Genomic DNA, 21,879 nt, shown 5'->3' on the forward strand with positions numbered 1-21,879 from the left:
TGCACAAATTAACCTATAAAATAAAGAATCAGGGGGATTTTCTGTGGAAATCCCCCTGAAACTATTTATCCAATTCAAGCTAAATCGATTACTATTCGATACTAAAGAATAACCTTATGGAAGACCTTTTTGCCCTTCTTTAGCATTAAAGTATTGTCGGTAAAGTCAGCGGCGGTAACCTTGGCGCTGATATCCTCCACCTTGTTTCCGTTTACGGTAATGCCACCCTGCTGAATCAGCCGCCTGCCTTCGCCCTTGGATGGTGCAAGCCCGGTTAGCACCAACAGTTCCAGTACCTCAAGCTCACCGTTTTTAAAGCTTTCGGCGGTAAGCTGGGTGGTAGGCATGTTTTCATCGCTGCCACCGGCAGAGAACAACGCTTTGGCTGCGCTTAATGCCTTTTCGGCCTCTTCTTCACCGTGAACAAGCTTGGTAAGCTCATAAGCCAAACGCTCCTTCGCTTTATTAAGGTCGCTTCCTTCCCATTTTGCCATCTCACGGATTTCATCCATCGATACAAAGGTAATCAGCTTTAAGCAGTTGATAACATCAGCGTCGGCAACATTGCGCCAGTACTGGAAGAATTCATACGGCGGTGTTTTTTCGGGGTCAAGCCACAGGGCGCCCTTTTCGGTTTTGCCCATCTTTTTACCTTCCTTGGTGGTAAGCAGCGTAAAGGTCATGCCGTAAACATCCTTGCCATCGCACTTTCTAACAAGATCAACGCCTCCAAGGATATTTGCCCACTGGTCGTCTCCGCCAAGCTCCATCTTACAGCCGTAATCGCGGCTTAAGCGTAGAAAGTCGTAGCTCTGCATCAGCATATAGTTAAACTCTATAAACGTAAGCCCTCTCTCAAGACGGGATTTAAAGCATTCGTAGGTCAACATCTTGTTCACCGAGAAATGCACGCCAATTTCACGCAAGAATTCGATGTAGTTCAGCTTCATCAACCAATCGCCGTTACGCACCAGAATTGCCTTATCCTCGCCGAAATCAATAAACCTTGACATTTGGCGCCGGAAGCACTCGGCGTTGTGATTAATCTCGTCCACCGTAAGCATCTTGCGCATATCGGTTTTTCCTGTCGGATCTCCCACCATCGTGGTACCGGTGCCCAGCAGAACGATTGGGCGGTGGCCAGCCTTCTGCATATGCGACATTACCATCAGTTGCAGAAAATGCCCCACATGCAGGCTGTCTGCTGTAGCGTCAAAGCCGATATAAAATGGAACCTTCTCGTTTTCCAATAGCTTTCTAATCTCTGACTCATCGGTCATCTGCGCAATCAAACCGCGCTCCTGCAGTACATCAAATACACTCATCTTAGTCATTCCTTTCTTGTAAACCAGAAATAAAACTAAAAGCCCTCTGCACAAGGGCTTTCCCTAGTGCAGAGGGCGTAATCTACGCGGTACCACCTCTGTTTGTCGCTGCCTCACGGCTACACCCAACATAAAACGGTGCGCGACCTTACTGAGTACGAACACTGTTTTTCTCAGCATATATACTCTCTCGCTTTAACGCGCGAACTCGGCACAAACCTACAGGGCAGATGCCCACTCAGCAAGGCTGCTCCAGGGTGTATTCACTCAAGTGTTCCGTACCCTTCGTTACACCAACCCGAAGGCTCTCTTTGCCGGAATGACTAAAGCTACTGTCCCTTTCATCGCATTTGTAGCAATTATAGTATACCCGTTTTTGTTTGTCAATTAAAATTTAATTTCCTGCAAGCTTAAGTTGAGTGTATTTTTCAGTAAGAAATTTCTATCAGGACTCTTTATTGGTCTGATGGAACTGCTTTAAGTTACCAATCTTCTTTCTGCGCTCTTCTAAAACGGCTTCTACCTCTGAAAGCTCTATGCCCTGCTGAGCCATCAGCACCAACAGATGATAAAAAAGGTCGCAGATCTCGTTCACCGTTTCGGCATTATCCATGTTCTTTGCGGCGATGATAGTTTCGCTGCATTCCTCGCCACATTTTTTTAATATCTTATCCAAGCCCTTGTCAAACAGGTAGCAGGTGTAAGAACCCTCCTCGGGCTGTGCTTTTCGAGCCTTAACAATCTCAAAAAGGCCCTGCAATGTATCATTAGCCATATTCTATTCTTTCCTTTCATGACAGAATCACTGTTGTTCGTTTACCTGTAATTCAATCTTATTAAAAAAGCAGCTCTTAGCGCCTGTATGGCAGGCGGGGCCGGTTTGTTCCACCGTAATCAGGAGGGTATCGTTATCGCAATCGGCGGATATGCTGAGCACCTTCTGTACATGACCGGAGGTCGCTCCTTTGTTCCACAACTCCTGCCTGGAACGGGAATAAAACCAGGTGTAGCCCGTTTCAAGTGTTTTTTGAAGGCTTTCGCTGTTCATATAAGCGAGCATTAGAACCTCTCCGGTTTTGTTCTCTTGAATAATTGCGGGAATCAGTTCGCTTTTTTGAAAATACTGAGCCAGATTCATAGATAACTACACCTCGTTATTATGCCTTTATTTTCCTGACTGGGATAGCATGCTTTGCAAGATGTTGTTTTACCTGTTCTACCGTCAGCTCGCCATAATGAAAAAGTGAAGCCGCGAGAGCGGCCGAGGCCTGTGTCTTTTCAAAAACATCAGAGAAATGTTCAAGACAACCGCAGCCACCGGAGGCAATCACTGGGATATCCAGCATGTTGGAGATTGTATCGGTCAGTTCAATATCAAAGCCGTTCTTAGTGCCGTCGGTATCCATAGAGGTTAGCAGAATCTCGCCTGCCCCCAGCTTATATACCCGCTGCGCCCATTCAACGGCATCTATACCCGTATCAATGCGGCCACCGTTAATCACCACATGAAAGCTACCCTTGCCGTCTCGCTTGGCATCAATAGCCACCACGACGCATTGGCTGCCAAACTTATCGGCGGCTTCGCGTATCAGTTCAGGATTATGCACCGCCGCGGAGTTCACCGAAACCTTATCGGCTCCCGCACGCAAAATATCCCGAAAATCATCAATGGTGCGAATGCCCCCACCGACACACAGCGGGACAAAGACATTCTGGGCGGTTCTGCGTACAACGTCAATCATGGTGCCACGGCCCTCATGCGTAGCCGTAATATCCAAGAATGTGATCTCATCAGCCCCCTGCCGGTTGTACTCAATTGCGCACTGAACCGGATCACCGACCTCTTTGATATCGATAAAGTTTATTCCCTTTACAACCTTACCATCCTTCACATCGAGGCAAGGGATAATTCTTTTGGCCAGCATTCTATCTACCTCGTTTCACATTCCCTGAGGGCTTCCTGTAAACCCAGTGTGCCCTGATACAGGCTCTTACCACAGATTGCCCCGTAAAGCTTTCTGTCGCGCAGTGCCTGAATATCATGGATATCCTTGATGCCGCCGCTTGCGATGATATCACAGGAGACCGCCCTGCTAAGCGCTTCCAGCTGTTCTAAATTGGGGCCATGAAGTGTACCGTCTTTCGAGATATCGGTAAAGATAATACAGCGAACCCCAATAGCCTCCATCCTTTTAGCAAGCTCTATATAATGAACGCTGCTGGTATCCAGCCAGCCTTCGGCGGCTACCATTTCATGCTTCGCGTCGATGCCAACGGCTATCTTTTCGCCGAACACCTTAACCGCCTCTTTAACCAGCGTAGGGTTCTTCACCGCGGCGGAGCCAAGGATTACACGGCTGATACCATTTGCAAGGTAAAACTCAACCGTTTCCATGCTCCTGATGCCACCGCCAATCTGTACCTTTAAGCCGGTTTTAGCCGCAACCTTGATGAAAATCTCGCTGTTTTGAGGGGATGCCGCCTTTGCACCGTCAAGGTCTACCATATGAACCCAGCCGGCACCCGCCGCCTTAAACCCTAAAGCTGTTTCCACCGGGCAGGCTGCCACCTTTTGTGCGGTAGCAAAATCGCCCTGTGTCAGCCTCACACAGGTTCCGTTTTGTATATCAATGGCCGGAAAGATAATCATTGCAGTACTCCTTGATTACAGTGTACAGAAATTCTTTAGCATGGTAAGACCCACATTCCCGCTCTTTTCGGGGTGATACTGCGCGCCGTACACCATTCCTGACATTACAAGTGCGGGCACCCTCTGCCCATAGGTTGTGTAAGCCGCAATATGCTCATCCGCAGTTTCGGCGCAGAAGGAGTGATCGAAATACACATAGCTCTGCTCGGGAACATCATTCATAAGCGGGCAGGGTGTTAACGCGGTTAAATCATTCCAGCCGATATGCGGAATCTTTAGCCCGCAGCTCTCTATCTTTTTTACACTGCCTTCTATAAGCCCAAGACCTTCGCATTCGTAAAACTCATAGCCCTTTTCAAACAATATCTGCATTCCTAAACAAATACCCAGCAGCGGCTTTTTAAGCGCCTGTTCCTTAATGGTAGGTACCAGCCCGCTGGCGTTTAGCATCTTCATTGCGTCTGGAAAAGCACCAACGCCCGGCAGAATAAGCTTATCAGCCTTTCGCAGCTCGTCGGCATCTTTGGTAAAACAGCTTTCGAACCCTATATAATTCAGCGCGTTTTTAACCGAGAACAGATTACCTGCACCGTAATCTATAATTGCTATCATCTGGCTTGCCCCTTTTTCAATTAGTCGAGCAGTCCTTTGGTGGAAAGAACCGGCTTGCCATTCTGCTGCAGAGCGATTTTCAGTGAATGAGCTACTGCCTTGAATATCGCTTCGCACTTATGGTGGTCGTTGGTGCCATATAACAACCTGATGTGCAGGGTAATACCCGCATTAAAGGCAAAGGCTCTAAAGAATTCCTCTACCATAGCGGTTTCCATTTCGCCCATGCGTTCCCCTGAAAAGGGACAGTCAAACACCAGATACGGCCTCCCGCTGATGTCCACCGAAGCGAAGGCGAGCGATTCATCCATGGGAATATAAAAGCTGCCATAACGCATAATGCCGCTTTTATCGCCCAGCGCCTTTGCAAAAGCACGGCCCAGAACAATTCCGGTATCCTCAATAGTATGGTGACAATCTACCGCAAGGTCGCCCACTGTTTTAATACCGGCGTTAAAACCGCCATGTACGACAAAGGCTGTAAGCATGTGATCAAAAAAGCCGATGCCGGTAGAAACCTCCGCTTGCCCTGCTCCGTTAAGATTAAGGCTTACTTGAATATCGGTTTCTTTGCTTTGCCGTCTTTCCGTCGCTTCACGCATGAAACTCGCCTCCCATATTCTATTCCTTATTATTTCAGCAGCTCATCAAGTGCTGCAACCAATGCCTTGTTCTCATCCTTTGAGCCTACGGTAATACGCAGATGACGGTTAAAGCACCGAACCACAATCCCTTTGTTCATCAGTGCTGCATGTGTCGCCTTTGCATCCTGAAGCTCAACAAAGATGAAATTAGTCTCGGACTTATAAACCTTTATGATATCAGCTTTTTTTAAGGCAAGATCTGTTAAATCTTGGTACAACTCCGCACGGTTTTGAAGCACCTGCTTGATACAATCTCGGTTATAATCAGCCTCATTTAAGATCGCCGCGCCAATAGCCTGCGTGACACTGTTTACGTTGTAGGGCGATTTGGCCGCACGCAGCGCGTTGGTAATGCGCTTGTTGGCTACCGCAAAGCCAAGCCTGATTGCCGCAGAAAACGCCTTGGAACAGGTTTTTAATACAATCACATTATCAAAGGAAACAGCCTCCTGCAGAATCGACTGGTTACTGAAATCCATGTAAGCTTCGTCTACCACCACCAGCATATCGGTACTATTGATTAAACGCAGAACCTCATTTTTATCGGTAACCAAGGAGGTTGGGTTACAGGGGGTGGAGAATATTATCGCCTTGGCGCTATGGTCTTTAGCAGCCTTTAGAATATCATCCACGTTTACTTCAAGGCTTTCGCCTTTCTTAAGAGTAACCATATTCATTTCAGCCATCTCGCCGTAAAAACGGTACATGGAAAAATCGGGCGAAAGGGTAATCAGGGTATCCCCTTTTTGCAGCAGAGAACCAATAATTACCGAAATCAGCTCATCAGAGCCGTTACCAGCTGTGATATATTCAACGCCTACCCGGTAGTAAAGCGAAAATGCTTTACATAGTTCAACTGCCAACGCATCGGGGTAACGGTTAAAGCTTACCTGCGCAACAGCATCCTGAATCTTTTGCTGTAGCATCTTATTCGGAGCGATAAAGGATTCATTTGCGTCTAATCGAATGGAGTAATCTCCGTTTATGGGTTCATAGGGGGTCATATTCTTTATTTTTTCGCAAAGTTCGTAAGGCATAATCAAGGGCTCCTTTTAGTTCTGAGATGGAAAGCGCACTTTTATGGAGTTTGCATGCGCATACAACCCTTCGCGCTCGGCAATACAAACGATATCATCCTTGGCAGCTTGTAGCGCCTTTTCGGTATAGCAGATAAAGCTCGTACGCTTTAAAAAGCTGTCTACCGAAAGTGGGGAGAAGAAACGGGCGGTTCCGCTGGTGGGCAGCACATGGTTCGGGCCCGCATAGTAATCGCCAAGAGGCTCAGGAGAATACCTGCCAAGGAATATCGAGCCTGCATTCTCCAACCTGCCAAGATATTCGGTGGGATTTTCGGTCATAACCTCAAGGTGCTCAGGTGCAAGCTCATTGGCAAGCTCAACCGCACGGTTCATATCATCGCATACAATAATCGCCGAATAATCCGCCAGTGATTTTTCAATGATATCCCTTCTGGGCGCTTCTGCGGTTTGTTTTTGAAGCTCCTTTAAGGTTGCGTCGGCAATACGCTGGCTGTTGGTGATAAGGATCGCCGATGCCAAAACGTCATGCTCGGCCTGACTGAGCATATCTGCCGCAAGGTAGGACGGGTTTGCGCTTTCATCGGCAATAACAAGAATCTCACTGGGGCCTGCAACCATGTCGATATCTACAATCCCATATAAAAGCCGTTTCGCGGTAGCCACATAGATATTGCCGGGGCCTACAATCTTATCTACCTTCGGGATAGTCTCGGTACCAAAGGCCAGTGCCGCCACCGCTTGCGCCCCACCAACCAGGAATATCTTTGTGATGCCCGCAACATAGGCGGCAACCAGAATATCCGGGTTAACGCCTCCGTTTTTGGAGGGCGGCGTAACCATAACAATATCCTTAACACCGGCAATCGCCGCAGGAATAGCGTTCATCAGCACCGAAGAAGGATAAAACGCTGTTCCGCCCGGCACATAAAGCCCTACACGATGCAGCCCGCGCACCTTCTGCCCCATCAGTACTCCATCCTCGTTGGTTACCGTAAAACCATGCTGCAGCTGCTTTTGATGAAAGCGGCGGATATTCTCTGCGGCATTTTTAAGTGCCTGTAAAAATACCGGATCGGCAGCCTGAACTGCCTGATCAATCTGATGTTGAGGTACCTGTAAAGGGTCTGGGATAATCTTATCAAACTTCAGGGTATAATCGAGCAGCGCTTTGTCTCCGCCGGTACGAATCGTCTCTATAATCTCGGAAACCCGCGCTGACACCTCTCTGCCGGTTTCTCCGCTTCTTGTACGCAGGGTTTCAATCAACTTCACCTCATCGGTGCCGTTTGCCTTTACTAAGTTTATCATAACAAAAACCATACCCTTCAATAGCAATTCAGTTGAGTTGATTACTCATCTGAGCGAGTAATGTCTCAATCTCGGTCTTTCTAAGTTTAAGAGAAGCAGTGTTCACAATCACACGCGCGGATATTGGGGCAATGTCCTCTATTACCGAAAGCCCGTTTTCCTTTAGCGTTGTACCGGTTTCTACTATATCCACAATCGCGTCGGCAAGACCGATGAGCGGTGCAAGCTCCACAGAACCCTCTATCTTCACAATGTCTACATCCATACTCTTGGTTTCAAAGAAAGCACGCGCTACATTCGGATATTTCGTCGCAATGGTTTTTACGTTATATCCTGCGTAAAAATCCGCATCCTTAGGGGCAGCCAGCGAAAAACGGCAACGCCCGAAACCGAGGTCAAGCATCTCAAAAAAGCTGTGCCCCTGCTCCATAATGGTGTCTTTGCCCACAACACCCAAATCACAGGCACCGTGCTCCACATAGGTGATGACATCCGCGGCCTTGGCAAGCACCACCTCAAGGTTTGCATCGGGGATGGTTAAAATCAGCTTGCGGCCTTTATTTAACAATGCTTCACAGTTAAAGCCCATCTTCTCAAACAGCTTTACCGTATCGTTTTCCAGTCTGCCCTTTGTTAAGGCAATACGAAGAGGTTTCATGTGCTCAGTTTCCTTCCTTGCCGGTTGCTCACAAAAATCCGGTTATAGGCTTATTTCAACAGTCTTGTTACAAACGTGAAGCAGCTTTGAAATACCCTTTTGCTTGGCATAGGCCTTTGCTTCATCAAGGGTATCGAATAAGCAGTATTCGCACCGCAGCCCTTTACTGATCAGTTCTTTTTGGCGTGCTAGCCCTTCCATTTGGTATTCGGTTTCTGCATAAATTAAGACGTCGGCAGACCGCAGCTTCACCGTGCTGTCACCCTTGGAAAGAGCCGAGGCGATTGCCGAGATATCGGCCGCAAAACCGATGGCAGGCAGGTTCAGCCCATAATCGGCAATTAACGAATCATAACGGCCGCCCGAAAGCACCTGCTCGCCGCAACCTTCTATATATCCACGGAAAACAATGCCGGTATAGTAATCCTTACGGTGAACAAGCCCAAGGTCTATAATCACCTTTTCACTAAGGTTTAATCTTGCTAATTCATCGTAGATGCCTTTCAGGTAATCAAGTACCTGCTTGGTTTCGGCACTTTCAAAAAGCTGCGCAGCTTCTTCAATGACTTCATCGCCGCCGAACAGTGACGGCAGTCTGCGCAGCGCAGCAATCGCTTTGGTATCACCGATGGTATCTAAAAGATCATTCAGTGCCGCATAGTTTTTCGTTTCAACAAAGCCTCTGATTTCTTCACGGGTTTCATCTTCCACAGGCAAGCTTGCTATTAAAGCGTTAAAGAAACCGATATGCCCAATTTCCAAGCGGAAATCAGTGGAATTACACGATCTTAGCGCATCCAGCGCCGTTACAATGACCTCCAAATCCGCACGTCGCGAGCTTGAGCCGATGAGCTCAATGCCCATCTGAACAACCTCGTCGCTGCGGCCGGAGAGGCTTTTGGTCATCTGGTAAACATCCTGATTATAAAAAAGCCTGATTGGGAGCGTTTCATTCCTTAAACGGGTGGCAACAAGCCGTGCGATAGGTGCGGTAGAATCCGGCCTGCACACCAGAAGCCTGCCTTTATTATCCGTCAGCTTATACATGCTTTCCTGCGGGAAATGCAGGGCATCAGATGAAAAAACATCGTAGAATTCAAGACCGGCAGTAACCACCTCGTTATATGCCCTGCCTAAGAACAATTCACGCAACAGCTTTTCATACTTACGGCGCGCTACGCATTCCTCAAAAAGCAGATCGCGTATACCCTCCGGCGTTATGGTATTGTATCGTTTCATTCCTATGACCATGCCTTTCCGGCACTTGTGCCGGAAAGGCACAAAACACCATAATTGCGGTGCAGCTTTGCCGCAGGAGGAATTACACTCCGACAGTAATTCTTACATAGTTTGAAAATTCATTTTCAAACTCTCCTCACGCAAAACAAGCCATCACTTTAGTATGCTACTATATTACCATGATAAAATACTGCTGTCAACCATTATAAAGATTATCCACATATTTTATTACATCTGCTAAACTAGAAAAGCGTAAGCTGACTGGTTTTAGGCAACCCTTCCAACGCACCGGCATTGTCCAGAATCTCAATCACTGATTTGGATACCCCCGCTTTGGCTGCAAGGTCATCGGCCGAAAGAAAGGGTTCACCGCCTCTGGCGGCCTGCAGATTCTGAGCGGCGCTCTCGCCAACTCCCTTCAATGCACAAAACGGCAACCGAATCTTTCCGTCCTCACAAAGGTAACTGGTGGCGTGGGATTTATAAAGGCTTACCGGCAAAAAGTCTAAACCACGGGCCAGCATCTCGTTAACAATCTGCAGCGATTCAAAAATACCGTCCTCCTTGGCGGAGCGCTCGTTTTTGCGCACCTTTAAATCCGCAAGCTTCTGCATAACAACCCGTTTGCCCGCAATAGCACTTTCTGCATCAAAGTCGCCGCCGCGCACGGTAAAGAAGGCTGCATAGAACTCCAGCGGATAATACACCTTAAACCACCCCAGACGAATCGCACCGATAACATAGGCTGCGGCGTGCGCCTTAGGGAACATATATTTTATCTTTAAACAGCTATCAATGTACCACTGTGGAACATTGTGGTCCAACAGAGTTTGAATCAGCTCGGGCGTAAACTCCTTTGGAGCCTTTCCCTTACGGGTATACTCCATAATCTTAAACGAGAGTTTTTTCTCTACACCCTTGTAGATCAGGTAGGTCATAATCGAGTCACGCGTTCCGATAACCTCCGAGATAGTACATGTCCCGTTTTTAATCAATTCCTGCGCGTTGCCCAGCCAAACGTCGGTACCGTGGGAAAGACCCGAAATCTGCAAAAGGTCGGAGAAGTTCTTGGGCCTAGCGTCCAGCAGCATGCCACGAACAAAATCGGTGCCCATTTCCGGTATCGCAAGCGAACCCGTTTCGCAGTCGATATCCTTCGGTTCAACCCCAAGCGCCTCGGTGGATGTAAAAAGGCTGTAAACCTTTGGGTCGTTGAGCGGTACATCGTTAATCTTGATGCCAGTAAGCTGTTCCAAGTGCTTATAGAGCGTGGGAACATCGTGCCCAAGGATATCGAGCTTGAGTATAGTATCATGCAGCGAGTGGAAATCGAAGTGCGTTGTGGTGATTCCCTTTTCTTTTTGGTCAGCCGGGTGCTGAATGGGGGTGAAATCGGTAACATCATACCCAGCAGGAATAACAACCATGCCGCCTGGGTGCTGGCCGGTAGTACGCTTTACCCCAACACAGCCGCTTACCAGCCTGTTCTCCTCCGCTTTATGTACCACACGTCCATGCTCATTAAGGTAGTTCTTCACATAGCCATAGGCGGTTTTATCGGCAACCGTGGCAATCGTTCCGGCCTTGAAAACATTATCTGCCCCAAACAGCTCTTCGGTGTACCTATGGGCAGTGGATTGATATTCACCCGAAAAGTTCAGGTCGATATCCGGCGCCTTATCGCCGTCAAAGCCAAGGAAGGTTTCAAACGGGATATCATGCCCATCCTGCTTATACCTTGTACCGCAAACAGGGCAGTTCTTCTCGGGCAGGTCAAAGCCCGATCCTACTGAACCGTCTAAAAAGAATTCGCTGTTTTTGCAGTTTGGGCACACATAATGCGGCGGCAGCGGGTTAACCTCAGAAATACCCGCCATGGTTGCCACAAACGACGAGCCTACCGAACCACGCGAGCCCACAAGGTAACCGTCGCTTTCACTCTTAAACACCAGCTTCTGTGCAATCATATAAAGCACCGCAAAGCCGTGCTTTATAATCGACGTTAATTCCCTCTCCAGCCGTGCCGAAACCACCTCCGGAGGGTTTTCGCCGTAGATTTCATGCACCCTTTTCCAGGTGATGCGCTGCAGATCCTCTTCAGAGCCAGGAATGCTCGGCGGGTAGGTGCCATCCGGTATCGGCAGGATAGAATCGTCAATCAGATCGGCGATGTGGTTGGGGGCCTCTACCACCACCTCGTAGGCCTTCTGTTCCCCTAGGTAGGAAAACTCCTGCAGCATCTCATCCGTTGTGCGCAGGTGGAGTGGCGGCTGGTACTCGGTATCGGTATACCCCTGCCCCGACAGCAGAATCTTTCTGAAAACACCGTCCCGTTCATTCAGATAATGCACATCTCCGGTGGCCACACAGGGTTTACCCAACTGTTCTGCAAGCGACACAATCAGCTTATTGTATTCAATCAGCTGCGCTTCATCCTTAACCTTACCGCTCCTGATTAAAAAGTCGTTGTTGGTGAGCGGCTGAATCTCTAAGAAGTCATAATAGGCGGCGATATCCAGCAGCTTCTGGTGGCTTTTCTGTTCCACAATAGCTCTGTAAAGCTCTCCGGCTTCACAGGCTGTTCCAAGGATAAGCCCTTCGCGAAGCCTGGTAAGCTCTGACTTTAAAATCCTCGGTTTTTTATAAAAATGCTCAAAATGAGACTTGGAAATAAGCTTATATAGGTTTTTAAGCCCCACCTGATTCTTGGCAAGGATTATCTGGTGGTAAGATGGGAGTTTTTTGTAATCATCCAGCACAAGCCCGCCGTTAATCTCGTTGACTGCCTGGATATTAAACTGCGATTTCATCGTCTCAATAAACTTCAGGTAGATACTAGCAAGTACTGCGGCGTCGTCACAGGCGCGGTGATGGTTAAAGTCATCAAGTTTCAGTGCCTTGGCAACTGTATCAAGCTTATGATTATTTAAATCGGGCAGCAATGCACGAGCGATAGAAACCGTATCCACCGCTGTATAATTGCAGGTAATATCAAGACGTTTCAATGAGATATTTAAAAAACCGGTATCAAATGAGGCATTATGCGCTACCAGTATTGGACTTTCCCCACAAAAGGCATAAAAATCCCGCACCGCCTGCTCTTCCAACGGTGCATCCTTTACCATATCATCCGTGATCGAGGTTAGCTCGGTAATCTTTTCACTGATAGGGCGCTGTGGGTTTACAAAGGTGGAGAATCGGTCGATAATCTCCCCATTCTTAAGCTTTACCGCACCAATTTCAATAATGCGGTCGTTATAGGGCGAAAAGCCGGTGGTCTCGAGGTCAAACACCACAGTTTCATCCTCAAGCGGCGCTGTTGAATCCCCTTGCACCACGTCTAATGAATCAAGCACCAGATAGGCTTCAACGCCGTAAATAATCTTAAACTGTCCACCCCCCTTGCGAATATCCTTTACGGTGTTCATCGCCTCGGGGTATGCCTGCACCACACCGTGATCGGTAATAGCTATTGCCTTATGCCCCCACTTGTAGGCGCACATAATCAAGTCCTTAGCGCTGCTCATACCATCCATAGATGACATATTTGTGTGACAATGCAGTTCTACACGTTTATTCTCTGCATTATCTTTTTTCTTCACCTGCTGTGCCGTCATGATATCCAGCGGGCGGATGTTTACCTCGTTATCATACTTGTCAAAGCCGGCATCACCACGAATGATAATTGTGGTACCTTTTTTCAAGCCGTCAAGCTTTTCAACCTTCTCTTTATCCTTTGCCTTATCGCAAATTAGCTTTAGGGTATTAGAACCGGTATAATCGGTAAAATCGATGGAATATATGTATTTCGCCTTATCACGGGTTTCTTTTTTATCGTTTGTAAGCACATCACCCCAAACCACCACCTTGCCCGATTCGGCATTTACCTCTTCCAGGCTTATTGGCTGCTGGTTGATGGCCTTTCCGATCAGTACCTGTGCGCTTCCCGAAACGATGGGTAAACGCTCAAACGGATTACCGGGCACCGGTTCTTTGTTCTGCCGCTCAACGCGTTTGGGGGCAGAACGTTCTCTATCAGAATCTTTAGCCCCCACAACCGGTTGCATTTTTGTGGGGTGAGCAGCTGAATCTGACAAAGCTGCCTTTTCTGCGGCTGTAAAAGTACTGATTTTAGCCGCATAATCTTCGGCAATCTCGGTGGTACCGCAGAAGGTAATCTCACGGTTAACGCAGAATTCATCTTTGATAAGTTGCCGTAAAGCCGTATCGAATCCTGTTTGCTTTAAGATCTTTAAACCACCGTAGCATAGGTTTACCGATACACACTGATCAGTAATCTCGACCTCAGCATCATCCAAGAATCCGTTTACAATCTTACCTTTATTTCGCAGGGCAGTTACTAATTCAGGAAAATATTCACGGGTAAGCAGATGCTCCTGATAACGCGGGTATATAATCACCGAGCGCAGATTCATCTTGGCAGCAATGTTTTCCTCCAGCAGGTAAAGCTCCTTTTTGGTTATGGTCTGGTCAAATTCCGCGGCAATACCCAAAAAGCTGTTTTCGTTGTCTACGTCAAGATGCAGAACTCTACCTTTGGCGATTGCATCCGAAAGCATGTCCTTACAAAGGATTGCGCCAAACAAAGCACCAAACGTTCTTTCCATTGCTTTATCTTACCTTTCCGTAAACAATAACAACAACCATTGCTACATAGCCTTTATCTCTGCGAGCAGTACCGGTATAATTTCGGCTTCAGGTATCTTTCTAATGATCTGCCCCTTTTTAAAGAGCATTGCCTCCCCGTTGCCGCCCGCAATACCGATATCCGCTTCCCGCGCTTCTCCCGGGCCGTTTACTGCACAGCCCATGATAGCCACCGTAATATCCTTATTAACGCCTGCCAAAGCCGCCTCTGCCTCCTTGGCAAGCCTGATTAAATCAATACTGGTTCTGCCGCAGGTTGGGCAGGAGATTATATTCACACCGCCGTATAGCTGCAGCCCCTTCAGGATATCCCTTGCCGCAGAGACCTCTTTAACAGGGTCGTCGGTCAACGAAACCCTGATGGTATCGCCAATATCATCAAGTAAAAGGGGGGCCAAACCTTCTGCAGACTTAATAATACCCATGCGCTCGGTCCCAGCCTCCGTAACCCCAAGGTGCAATGGAAAACTACAGCGCTCAGCAGCCAGACGGTAAGCCGTCACCATGGTTTTAACGTTGGAGGATTTCATTGAAAGCACTATATCCTCAAAATCATAGCGGGTTAGCAGCGAGGTGTGATACAGGGCACTTTCGCACAGAGCTTCTGCCGTAGGTGCTCCGTATCGCTCAAGAATATGCTTCTCCAATGATCCGGAATTTACCCCGATTCGTATCGGAATTCCCTTTAGGCGGCAGGTATCAGCCACTTGCTTTACATGCTCGTCGCTGCTGATATTTCCGGGGTTGATACGAATCTTGTCCACCCCGGCGGCAGCTGACTCTAATGCCAGATGATAATCGAAATGGATGTCCGCCACAAGCGGTACATCCACGTTTGATTTAATTGCGTCTATCAGTTTTACAGCCTTCATATCGGGAATAGCTACCCGAATAATGTCACAGCCAGCCTCTTTTAAAGCTTTGGCCTGCTCTATATTACCCTCAGTATCCTCCGCCCTTTTGCTGAGCATGGATTGTATGGTGATAGGGCTACCGCCGCCGATAAAAGCCTTGCCAACAGCTACCCGTTTGGTATGAAACCGGTCTGTCATGAAATAAGCCTGCCTTTCCTACCCTGAAAAAACTACCCCTTAATCAACCGGACAATATCGTTGAAGGTTACAAAAACCATTAATAGTATCAACAACGCAAAGCCTGCCGTGTGAATTAAGCCTTCATACTTCGGGTTTATCGGTTTTCTTCTTACCAGCTCCACCAATAGGAATAACAGCCTGCCACCGTCTAACGCAGGCAAGGGTAACAGGTTAAAAATACCCACGTTGATGGTTATAAACGCAACCAGTGACAGCAGCGACTGCCACCCGATGGCGGATGCCTGCCCAATGGCCTTTGATACCCCCACCGGCCCCGATAGCTGCTGCACCCCGAACCTGCCCGTTACAAGGTCAAGCAGGGATACCCAAACAATCTTGCCAATGGTTAAAGAGTAGAAAAACGATTGATGAAGTACCGAAAAGAAGGTTTTTTTAACTGGGTACACCTTAAAATCCAACCGGATTGATTGCCCCAATTCTGCATTCTTTTCTACGGGAAAAGGTATACCCTTGAGTTCAACAATCTTTCCGTCACGCCTTATAACAAAATCTGCTTTACCGTCGGTATCACGAACCAACGAAAAGATGATATCATAATCGACCTTCACCATCGAACCGTTAATCTTTAATATCTCATCGCCTATTTTCAGCATACTGCTGCTGGTTGCGGCGCTGTCAAAAGCAGCTATGGTTGTAGAAGCAATGGCATTCTGATTCAGCGTAATAATCAGTACCACGATAAACCCAAGCACCAGGTTCATAAATGCACCGGCCACTACCACCAAAATACGGCACCAGAGGGGGCGGCGATTAAAAGCATGCTCATCGCTGCTTTCTTCATCCTCGCCCTCCATGCTTACAAAACCACCGATAGGAAAAGCACGAAGTGAATACCTTGTTTCGCCTCTATTAATCTTAAAAATAGTTGGTCCCATACCCAAGGCAAATTCATTTACCCTAATTCCCGTTGATTTTGCGGTTACAAAATGTCCGAGCTCATGAATAAAAATTATTACACTGAAAACCAATACCGTTATAAGGATGGTTACAACAATATTCATCTTCGTACCATACCTTTCTTTTAGCTTTACGCTTGAAACCGGTTTATGAAGTCAAATCATCACTTTAAATGTCATCAGCGTGATGCATAGCGTTTCAGCACAAATTTACGTGCGGCAGCATCTGCTTGCAGGATATTATCAACCGTTAGGGTATCCCGCAGAGTAATTGTCTCCACCGCCTCGGCTACAAGGTCTCCAATCTGAGTAAAGCGAATTTTCCCACTTAAAAAAAGCTCCACTGCCTGCTCATTGGCTCCGTTTGCAACGCAGGGGGCAAAGCCACCCATTTCAAAGGCATGCTTTGCGGTTGAGAGACAGGTAAATGTTTTACTGTCCGGCTGAAAGAAGGTCAATTTGCCGTAATCGGTAAGCGAAAGTCGTTTTGCAGGGGATGGCAGCCTTTCTGGGTAGGTTAAAGCATATTGAATGGGAACACGCATATCAGGAACACCAAGCTGAGCAATCACCGCACCATCGGCAAACTCCACCGCGGAATGAATTACGCTTTCACGATGAATTAAAACCTCAATCAACTCTGGCGTAATACCAAACAGCCAGGCGGCTTCAATAATCTCCAAGCCTTTATTCATCATGGTAGCACTGTCAATGGTAATTTTTGCACCCATGCTCCAGTTTGGGTGCTTTAGCGCCTGCTCTGCAGTAACACCTTCGAGCTGCTCACGAGTCCAGCCAAAGAACGGCCCACCAGAAGCAGTTAAAAGTATACGCTGTACCTGATTCTGTTTATTATTACCCTGCAAGCTTTGAAATATCGCAGAGTGCTCACTGTCTACAGGAAGGATGGATACACCCTTTTGCCGTGCCAGTTCGGTTACCAGCGCCCCGCCTGTTACCATTGTTTCTTTGTTGGCAAGCGCTACCGTCTTATGCGCGTTTATAGCTGCCAAAGTGGGTAGTAATCCGGCAATTCCAACAATTGCATTCAATATAATATCAGCTTGAGGGAGGGCTGCCGCTTCACATACCCCCTCTGAGCCAAAAAGCACACGAGTATCGGTATCGGCAAGTCGCGTTTTCAAGGTATTATATGCATCTTTTTCGCACACTACAACCATTTTAGGCCGAAATTCTCGCGCCTGCTCTTCCAGTAACGACGCATTCTTATTCGCAGTAAGCGCTAGAACGGTATAACCATGCAGGCGGCATACATCGAGTGCCTGCCTGCCTATCGAACCTGTAGAACCTAAAATGGATATTTTCTTTATACTCACAAGCTGTACCAGCATTTCATTCAAATTCAAATTACTTTGTAACAAGCCACATTTATCCATTCTAAAGTGGATAAATGTGGCCTATCGTTACCTTGTTACAAATGAGGCAAAGGAGATAAATACATACAGCACCGGCGATACAAACAGAACACTGTCAAAACGGTCCATAATACCGCCATGCCCCGGAAGAATGTTTCCGTAATCCTTAATACCCGTCTGCCTTTTGATGACAGATGCAAACAAATCACCCAGAATGCCTGCAACGGCACATACCGGAGCCGCTAAAGCAAGCATGATGTAGGAAACATGGATAGCCTCGCCCATGAAGCTTCTGTATAAGGTATAGAGCAACCCTATCAACAGATACCCTAGAATCGTAGCCACAATTCCGCCCACGGCACCTTCTACTGTCTTTTTCGGGCTTATCTTCGGAGCCATCTTGTGCTTACCAAAAAGGCTTCCGATAAAATAGCCCCCAGAGTCGGCAAACCATCCACCGCCTAAAGCCAGAACATAATAAAAGATGCCATCGGGGTATAACCGGTCACGCAGTATAATCGAAACTGAAAAAACCACGGGAACAAGCAGGGTTACTAAAAATGCCGTGCAGATGCTGGGCAACATATATTTTTCATGCCGCATCAAAAACATGGCACCTAAAAAAACCAAATAAAACGCAGCCATTGCAATTAGGTAATGCTTAAAAGGCTTTAGATACAGCATGGGGAAAAACAATGCAAAGGCCACACTCACAACCAGAACAAGCTTACTGGTAACATATTGCGTCTGATACAGCAGCTCATAAACCGCCAGCGCAGAAACAATACCAATAAACAGGTTAAATACGGGTGTTTCAAAAAAGAGCATTGCAACAAAAAGAACAATTAAAGCAATAGCGGCTGTAGTTAACCTTTGCTTCAAAACCTATATCCCCCCAAAGCGCCTTGAACGTTTGGCATATTCCATTAAGGCCTTATCAAGATGGTCGGGTTTAAAATCGGGCCACAAAACATCCATAAAAACATACTCGGAATACGCCGACTGCCAAATGAGAAAATTTGACGTTCTCTGCTCGCCGCTTGGACGAATAATCAGGTCAGGGTCAGGCTGTCCGGCAGTAAACATCAGGCCTGAAAGATATTCCTCGGTAATATCTTCGGGCTTTATCAGCCCAGCCGATACGTTGTTGGCGGCCTGCTGAGCCGCATGAACAATCTCTGACCTACCGCCGTAGTTCAGGGCAATATTTACACATATGCCTGTACAATCCTGCGATAAAGCCTCAACGCGAGCCATGTTCTCAACAATATCCGGCGCAAGCCTTACACGCTCACCTATAAAATGAGTACGATAGTTTTTACGGTTACCAGACTGGTTTTTCTCAAAAACCTCGCTGATGTATTCCCGCAAAAGGTTCATAATGGCGTCAACCTCAGCCTGCGGGCGCTTCCAGTTCTCGGTGGAAAACATATATGCGGTAAGGTATCGGATGCCGATCTCCTGACAATAATCCACTAGGTTGCTGAAGGCTGCTGCACCGTAACGGTGCCCAACCTGCCGCGGCAGGCCGCGCTTTTTCGCCCAACGGCCGTTTCCGTCCATAATAATTCCAATATGGGTAGGCAGCGCATTTTTTGCCGTAAGCTCTTTGATAATTTGAGTAATTTGAATCAGCCCTCACTTAAAAGCACTATATTTCAAGGATTTCCTTTTCCTTATCGGCGCACATCTTATCAATCTGCTTGCAATACTTATCGGTCAAATCCTGTATCTGCTTTTCGCCGTCTTTTAAGTCATCCTCGGTGATTTCATTGGCCTTCTGCATCTTTTTCAGCTTATCCACCCCATCGCGGCGAATGGAACGAATAGCCACCTTGCACTCTTCAGAATACTTGCTTACGCTCTTGCACAGGTCTTTTCTGCGCTCTTCGGTAAGCGGCGGGAACACCAACCGTATCACACGGCCGTCATTTTGAGGGTTGATACCGATATCCGAGGTTTGAATCGCCTTCTCAATCAGCTTCAGTGTAGAGGCATCCCACGGCTGAATGGTAAGAATTCTGGCTTCGGAAACCGAAACGGCGGCCATCTGATTGATTGCAGTGGGGGTTCCGTAATAGTCTACCGTTAGTCTATCCAATACACTGGGGTTTGCTCTGCCTGCCCTTATGGAATGAAACTCACCTTTAAGGGCAGTAATGGACTTCTCCATTTTGTCGGTAAGAGCCTTTAATTCTTCCTTCATCTTCGTCAACTTCCTCTCTTAATCAATACTAATCATGTATCAAAGATTGCTTAAGGCTTTTATTTCTGCACCATCGTTCCAATGGATTCACCGCAGGCTGCCCGTACAATGTTCTGCGGGTCTTCAATACTGAAAACAAGGATCGGAATATTATTGTCTTTGCACATAGAGGCAGCAGTACTATCCATAACCGCAAGGTCTTTATTCAGCACCTCGGCAAATGTAAGGGTATCATACTTTACGGCATCGGGATTCTTCACCGGGTCACTGGTATAAACACCATCTACCATGGTTGCCTTAAAGATAATATCAGCATCAATCTCCGCCGCACGAAGCGTAGATGCTGTATCGGTAGAGAAAAACGGGTTACCGGTACCGCAGCCGAAGATAACTACCCTACCCTTTTCAAGATGTCTAACCGCACGGTTGCGGATATACGGCTCTGCAATAGCCTGCATGGAGATAGCGGTTTGAACGCGTACGTCAACATCCATCTGTTCCAATGCATCAGCTAAAGCCAATGAATTGATTACGGTTGCGAGCATTCCCATATGGTCGGCACGGGTACGTTCCATTTTCTCGCTGCTTCTGCCCCGCCAAAAGTTTCCTCCGCCAACTACAATCGCAACCTGCACGCCAAGATCATGCACCTGCTTAATGCTGCTGCAGATAGCACAAACCACATCATAATCAAGCCCTTGCTTTTTATCTCCGGCCAACGCCTCGCCGGAGAGCTTGAGCAATATCCTTTTATATTTTGGCTCCATGAACAGAAACATTCCTTTCAATTATAACAAATAACTTATTATAGAATCCCTTATACTTATCTCTAATAAAGCCTCTTAAGATTCGAGCAAAAAGCTTTGATTTATGGCTCATGCAAACATTTTGTAGTAAGGCTTTAATGAAAGATTAGTATTACTACCGGGCAGGATATAATATTTTACATATCCTGATAATATCACTAACGTTTATTTTACAATATGGAAGATATAAAGTAAAGTAAATATCTTGGCTGAGAGATTAATTTTTACCTTTTGTGTATAATTGAAATATGCCGCCTTTTCGTTTATTATATACACAGATTCATATTCTAGTAAAAACAAGAACTGCACCATCTAGAGATTGGGAAGGTCGTAGGGGCTGATGGATATTATCAAACGTACCAATAAAATTATTGAAGCGCTGGGACAAGAATATCCGGCAGCGAAATGCTCACTGGAGTATTCTAAACCCTACGAGCTGCTGATTGCTACGCGTCTTTCTGCGCAGTGTACCGACGCAAGAGTGAATATTGTGACCAAGATATTATTTGAAAGATACCCTACCCTTCAAAGCCTTGCGGAGGCGAAAACAGATGAACTGGAGGAGATTGTAAAGCCCTGCGGCTTTTACAGAACCAAAACACAGGATATCATCCGAATCTGCCAAGACCTAATTGCTCGTTTCGGCTCCAGAGTACCTGATAATATGGATGATCTGCTCTCGTTAAGCGGGGTTGGCCGCAAAACCGCAAACCTTATTCTGGGTGATATCTACCACAAGCCCGCAATTGTCTGCGATACCCACTGCATTCGCATTACAAACCTTTTAGGGCTTACCACAACCAAAGACGCTTATAAATGTGAAGTAGAGCTGAAAAAATTGTTGCCGCCAGAAAAGTCCAACGATTTCTGCCACCGCATGGTACTGCACGGACGGGCCGTATGTAAAGCCAGAGCTCCCCACTGCGTGGTATGCTGCTTAAATAATCTATGTGATTATGGCACGCTTAAAAAAGCCGAAGGAAATAATGAAAAGAACGCAACAGTGTAGGTTTGTCAAACATCTTGGACAGTGTTAGGAAAGAGCAAGCTTTTCAAGTGGCGAAAGCCAGCGAAGAGGGCGCATCGGTATGTTATTGGAACGATTTTGATGTGCAGCTAGCTGCACATCAAAATCGGCGAGTGAATAAAAGTGGTGTATGTCATAGAAACGCTTTTGGTCTTCACGGTGGCTACGTTCTACCTTGCCGTTGTGTCGGGGTGTATAAGGACGAATAAGTTTATGTCTGATACCCAGTTTCAGTGCCGTTTGTTCAAACAAGGTAAAACTATCTCGTTTGCTGCTGGAGAAACGATTGGTAAATTCAAAACCGTTATC

Annotated in this window: 21 protein-coding genes; 1 reads left to right on the top strand and 20 read right to left on the bottom strand. The window is 47.0% G+C overall.

The genetic code is table 11. From position 1 onward, the window contains the following. Positions 1 to 101: 101 nt before the first annotated feature. From tyrS to pyrH, 19 genes are all read right to left on the bottom strand, one after another. On the bottom strand, positions 102 to 1,325 hold the full coding sequence (tyrS, locus tag BLR50_RS08380; protein WP_092640546.1) for a tyrosine--tRNA ligase: 1,224 nt from the start codon (positions 1,323 to 1,325) through the stop codon (positions 102 to 104). A 445-nt stretch (positions 1,326 to 1,770) separates the two neighbouring features. After that, the gene (gene hisE / locus BLR50_RS08385) at positions 1,771 to 2,100 is read right to left on the bottom strand and encodes a phosphoribosyl-ATP diphosphatase (RefSeq protein WP_092640549.1); all 330 of its coding nucleotides are present in this window, start codon (positions 2,098 to 2,100) and stop codon (positions 1,771 to 1,773) included. A gap of 27 nt (positions 2,101 to 2,127) precedes the next feature. Further along, the gene (gene hisI / locus BLR50_RS08390) at positions 2,128 to 2,463 is read right to left on the bottom strand and encodes a phosphoribosyl-AMP cyclohydrolase (protein WP_092640551.1); all 336 of its coding nucleotides are present in this window, start codon (positions 2,461 to 2,463) and stop codon (positions 2,128 to 2,130) included. A gap of 19 nt (positions 2,464 to 2,482) precedes the next feature. Further along, positions 2,483 to 3,250, bottom strand: a complete 768-nt coding sequence (gene hisF / locus BLR50_RS08395; protein WP_092640554.1) for an imidazole glycerol phosphate synthase subunit HisF — start codon at positions 3,248 to 3,250, stop codon at positions 2,483 to 2,485. A 5-nt stretch (positions 3,251 to 3,255) separates the two neighbouring features. Then, positions 3,256 to 3,975: a 1-(5-phosphoribosyl)-5-[(5-phosphoribosylamino)methylideneamino]imidazole-4-carboxamide isomerase gene (gene hisA, locus BLR50_RS08400; RefSeq protein ID WP_092640557.1), complete on the bottom strand. Its 720-nt coding sequence runs from the start codon at positions 3,973 to 3,975 to the stop codon at positions 3,256 to 3,258. 15 nt (positions 3,976 to 3,990) lie between these two features. After that, complete coding sequence (hisH, locus tag BLR50_RS08405; protein ID WP_092640561.1) at positions 3,991 to 4,587, bottom strand: imidazole glycerol phosphate synthase subunit HisH; 597 nt, start codon at positions 4,585 to 4,587, stop codon at positions 3,991 to 3,993. 20 nt (positions 4,588 to 4,607) lie between these two features. Next, a complete protein-coding gene (hisB, locus tag BLR50_RS08410; protein WP_092640564.1) occupies positions 4,608 to 5,189 on the bottom strand; it encodes an imidazoleglycerol-phosphate dehydratase HisB in 582 nt (193 codons plus the stop codon). Positions 5,190 to 5,218: 29 nt separating this feature from the next. After that, on the bottom strand, positions 5,219 to 6,268 hold the full coding sequence (locus BLR50_RS08415) for a pyridoxal phosphate-dependent aminotransferase (RefSeq protein WP_092640567.1): 1,050 nt from the start codon (positions 6,266 to 6,268) through the stop codon (positions 5,219 to 5,221). 15 nt (positions 6,269 to 6,283) lie between these two features. After that, positions 6,284 to 7,579: a histidinol dehydrogenase gene (gene hisD / locus BLR50_RS08420; protein WP_092640609.1), complete on the bottom strand. Its 1,296-nt coding sequence runs from the start codon at positions 7,577 to 7,579 to the stop codon at positions 6,284 to 6,286. Between the two features lie 28 nt (positions 7,580 to 7,607). After that, the gene (gene hisG / locus BLR50_RS08425) at positions 7,608 to 8,237 is read right to left on the bottom strand and encodes an ATP phosphoribosyltransferase (protein ID WP_092640570.1); all 630 of its coding nucleotides are present in this window, start codon (positions 8,235 to 8,237) and stop codon (positions 7,608 to 7,610) included. A 42-nt stretch (positions 8,238 to 8,279) separates the two neighbouring features. After that, the gene (hisZ, locus tag BLR50_RS08430; protein ID WP_092640573.1) at positions 8,280 to 9,476 is read right to left on the bottom strand and encodes an ATP phosphoribosyltransferase regulatory subunit; all 1,197 of its coding nucleotides are present in this window, start codon (positions 9,474 to 9,476) and stop codon (positions 8,280 to 8,282) included. 242 nt (positions 9,477 to 9,718) lie between these two features. After that, positions 9,719 to 14,104: a PolC-type DNA polymerase III gene (locus tag BLR50_RS08435; protein WP_092640576.1), complete on the bottom strand. Its 4,386-nt coding sequence runs from the start codon at positions 14,102 to 14,104 to the stop codon at positions 9,719 to 9,721. A 42-nt stretch (positions 14,105 to 14,146) separates the two neighbouring features. Continuing rightward, a complete protein-coding gene (gene ispG, locus BLR50_RS08440; RefSeq protein WP_092640580.1) occupies positions 14,147 to 15,196 on the bottom strand; it encodes a flavodoxin-dependent (E)-4-hydroxy-3-methylbut-2-enyl-diphosphate synthase in 1,050 nt (349 codons plus the stop codon). Positions 15,197 to 15,228: 32 nt separating this feature from the next. Next, a complete protein-coding gene (gene rseP / locus BLR50_RS08445; protein ID WP_092640583.1) occupies positions 15,229 to 16,260 on the bottom strand; it encodes an RIP metalloprotease RseP in 1,032 nt (343 codons plus the stop codon). A gap of 74 nt (positions 16,261 to 16,334) precedes the next feature. Next, positions 16,335 to 17,486 (bottom strand): 1-deoxy-D-xylulose-5-phosphate reductoisomerase, encoded by a 1,152-nt coding sequence (locus BLR50_RS08450; protein WP_242871721.1) that lies wholly within the window; start codon positions 17,484 to 17,486, stop codon positions 16,335 to 16,337. 93 nt (positions 17,487 to 17,579) lie between these two features. Then, entirely contained in the window at positions 17,580 to 18,413 is an 834-nt protein-coding gene (locus BLR50_RS08455) for a phosphatidate cytidylyltransferase (RefSeq protein ID WP_092640589.1), read from the bottom strand. A 3-nt stretch (positions 18,414 to 18,416) separates the two neighbouring features. Beyond that, on the bottom strand, positions 18,417 to 19,148 hold the full coding sequence (uppS, locus tag BLR50_RS08460) for a polyprenyl diphosphate synthase (protein WP_479714957.1): 732 nt from the start codon (positions 19,146 to 19,148) through the stop codon (positions 18,417 to 18,419). Positions 19,149 to 19,182: 34 nt separating this feature from the next. Further along, the gene (frr, locus tag BLR50_RS08465) at positions 19,183 to 19,737 is read right to left on the bottom strand and encodes a ribosome recycling factor (protein WP_092640595.1); all 555 of its coding nucleotides are present in this window, start codon (positions 19,735 to 19,737) and stop codon (positions 19,183 to 19,185) included. 59 nt (positions 19,738 to 19,796) lie between these two features. Continuing rightward, a complete protein-coding gene (pyrH, locus tag BLR50_RS08470; protein WP_092640598.1) occupies positions 19,797 to 20,504 on the bottom strand; it encodes a UMP kinase in 708 nt (235 codons plus the stop codon). Positions 20,505 to 20,883: 379 nt separating this feature from the next. Here pyrH and nth point away from each other — a divergent pair, with 379 nt between their 5' ends. Continuing rightward, complete coding sequence (gene nth / locus BLR50_RS08475) at positions 20,884 to 21,552, top strand: endonuclease III (protein WP_092640601.1); 669 nt, start codon at positions 20,884 to 20,886, stop codon at positions 21,550 to 21,552. A gap of 24 nt (positions 21,553 to 21,576) precedes the next feature. On the opposite strand, the gene BLR50_RS08480 is transcribed toward nth, so the two are convergent. Further along, positions 21,577 to 21,879 (bottom strand): integrase core domain-containing protein (locus BLR50_RS08480; RefSeq protein ID WP_143008073.1); only part of this gene is annotated, 303 nt, incomplete at its 5' end.

It is taken from the genome of Acetanaerobacterium elongatum (assembly GCF_900103835.1).
In the GTDB taxonomy this organism is placed as follows: Bacteria; Bacillota; Clostridia; order Oscillospirales; family Ruminococcaceae; genus Acetanaerobacterium; species Acetanaerobacterium elongatum.

Coding starts and splice junctions, on each gene's coding strand:
- hisH (WP_092640561.1), bottom strand. CDS start 4,587: ATGATAGCAATTATAGATTACGGTGCAGGTAATCTGTTCTCGGTTAAA.
- hisF (WP_092640554.1), bottom strand. CDS start 3,250: ATGCTGGCCAAAAGAATTATCCCTTGCCTCGATGTGAAGGATGGTAAG.
- hisB (WP_092640564.1), bottom strand. CDS start 5,189: ATGCGTGAAGCGACGGAAAGACGGCAAAGCAAAGAAACCGATATTCAA.
- frr (WP_092640595.1), bottom strand. CDS start 19,737: ATGAAGGAAGAATTAAAGGCTCTTACCGACAAAATGGAGAAGTCCATT.
- pyrH (WP_092640598.1), bottom strand. CDS start 20,504: ATGGAGCCAAAATATAAAAGGATATTGCTCAAGCTCTCCGGCGAGGCG.
- nth (WP_092640601.1), top strand. CDS start 20,884: ATGGATATTATCAAACGTACCAATAAAATTATTGAAGCGCTGGGACAA.
- hisD (WP_092640609.1), bottom strand. CDS start 7,579: ATGATAAACTTAGTAAAGGCAAACGGCACCGATGAGGTGAAGTTGATT.
- hisA (WP_092640557.1), bottom strand. CDS start 3,975: ATGATTATCTTTCCGGCCATTGATATACAAAACGGAACCTGTGTGAGG.
- tyrS (WP_092640546.1), bottom strand. CDS start 1,325: ATGAGTGTATTTGATGTACTGCAGGAGCGCGGTTTGATTGCGCAGATG.
- hisI (WP_092640551.1), bottom strand. CDS start 2,463: ATGAATCTGGCTCAGTATTTTCAAAAAAGCGAACTGATTCCCGCAATT.
- ispG (WP_092640580.1), bottom strand. CDS start 15,196: ATGACAGACCGGTTTCATACCAAACGGGTAGCTGTTGGCAAGGCTTTT.
- hisZ (WP_092640573.1), bottom strand. CDS start 9,476: ATGAAACGATACAATACCATAACGCCGGAGGGTATACGCGATCTGCTT.
- BLR50_RS08435 (WP_092640576.1), bottom strand. CDS start 14,104: ATGGAAAGAACGTTTGGTGCTTTGTTTGGCGCAATCCTTTGTAAGGAC.
- hisE (WP_092640549.1), bottom strand. CDS start 2,100: ATGGCTAATGATACATTGCAGGGCCTTTTTGAGATTGTTAAGGCTCGA.
- BLR50_RS08415 (WP_092640567.1), bottom strand. CDS start 6,268: ATGCCTTACGAACTTTGCGAAAAAATAAAGAATATGACCCCCTATGAA.
- hisG (WP_092640570.1), bottom strand. CDS start 8,237: ATGAAACCTCTTCGTATTGCCTTAACAAAGGGCAGACTGGAAAACGAT.
- rseP (WP_092640583.1), bottom strand. CDS start 16,260: ATGAATATTGTTGTAACCATCCTTATAACGGTATTGGTTTTCAGTGTA.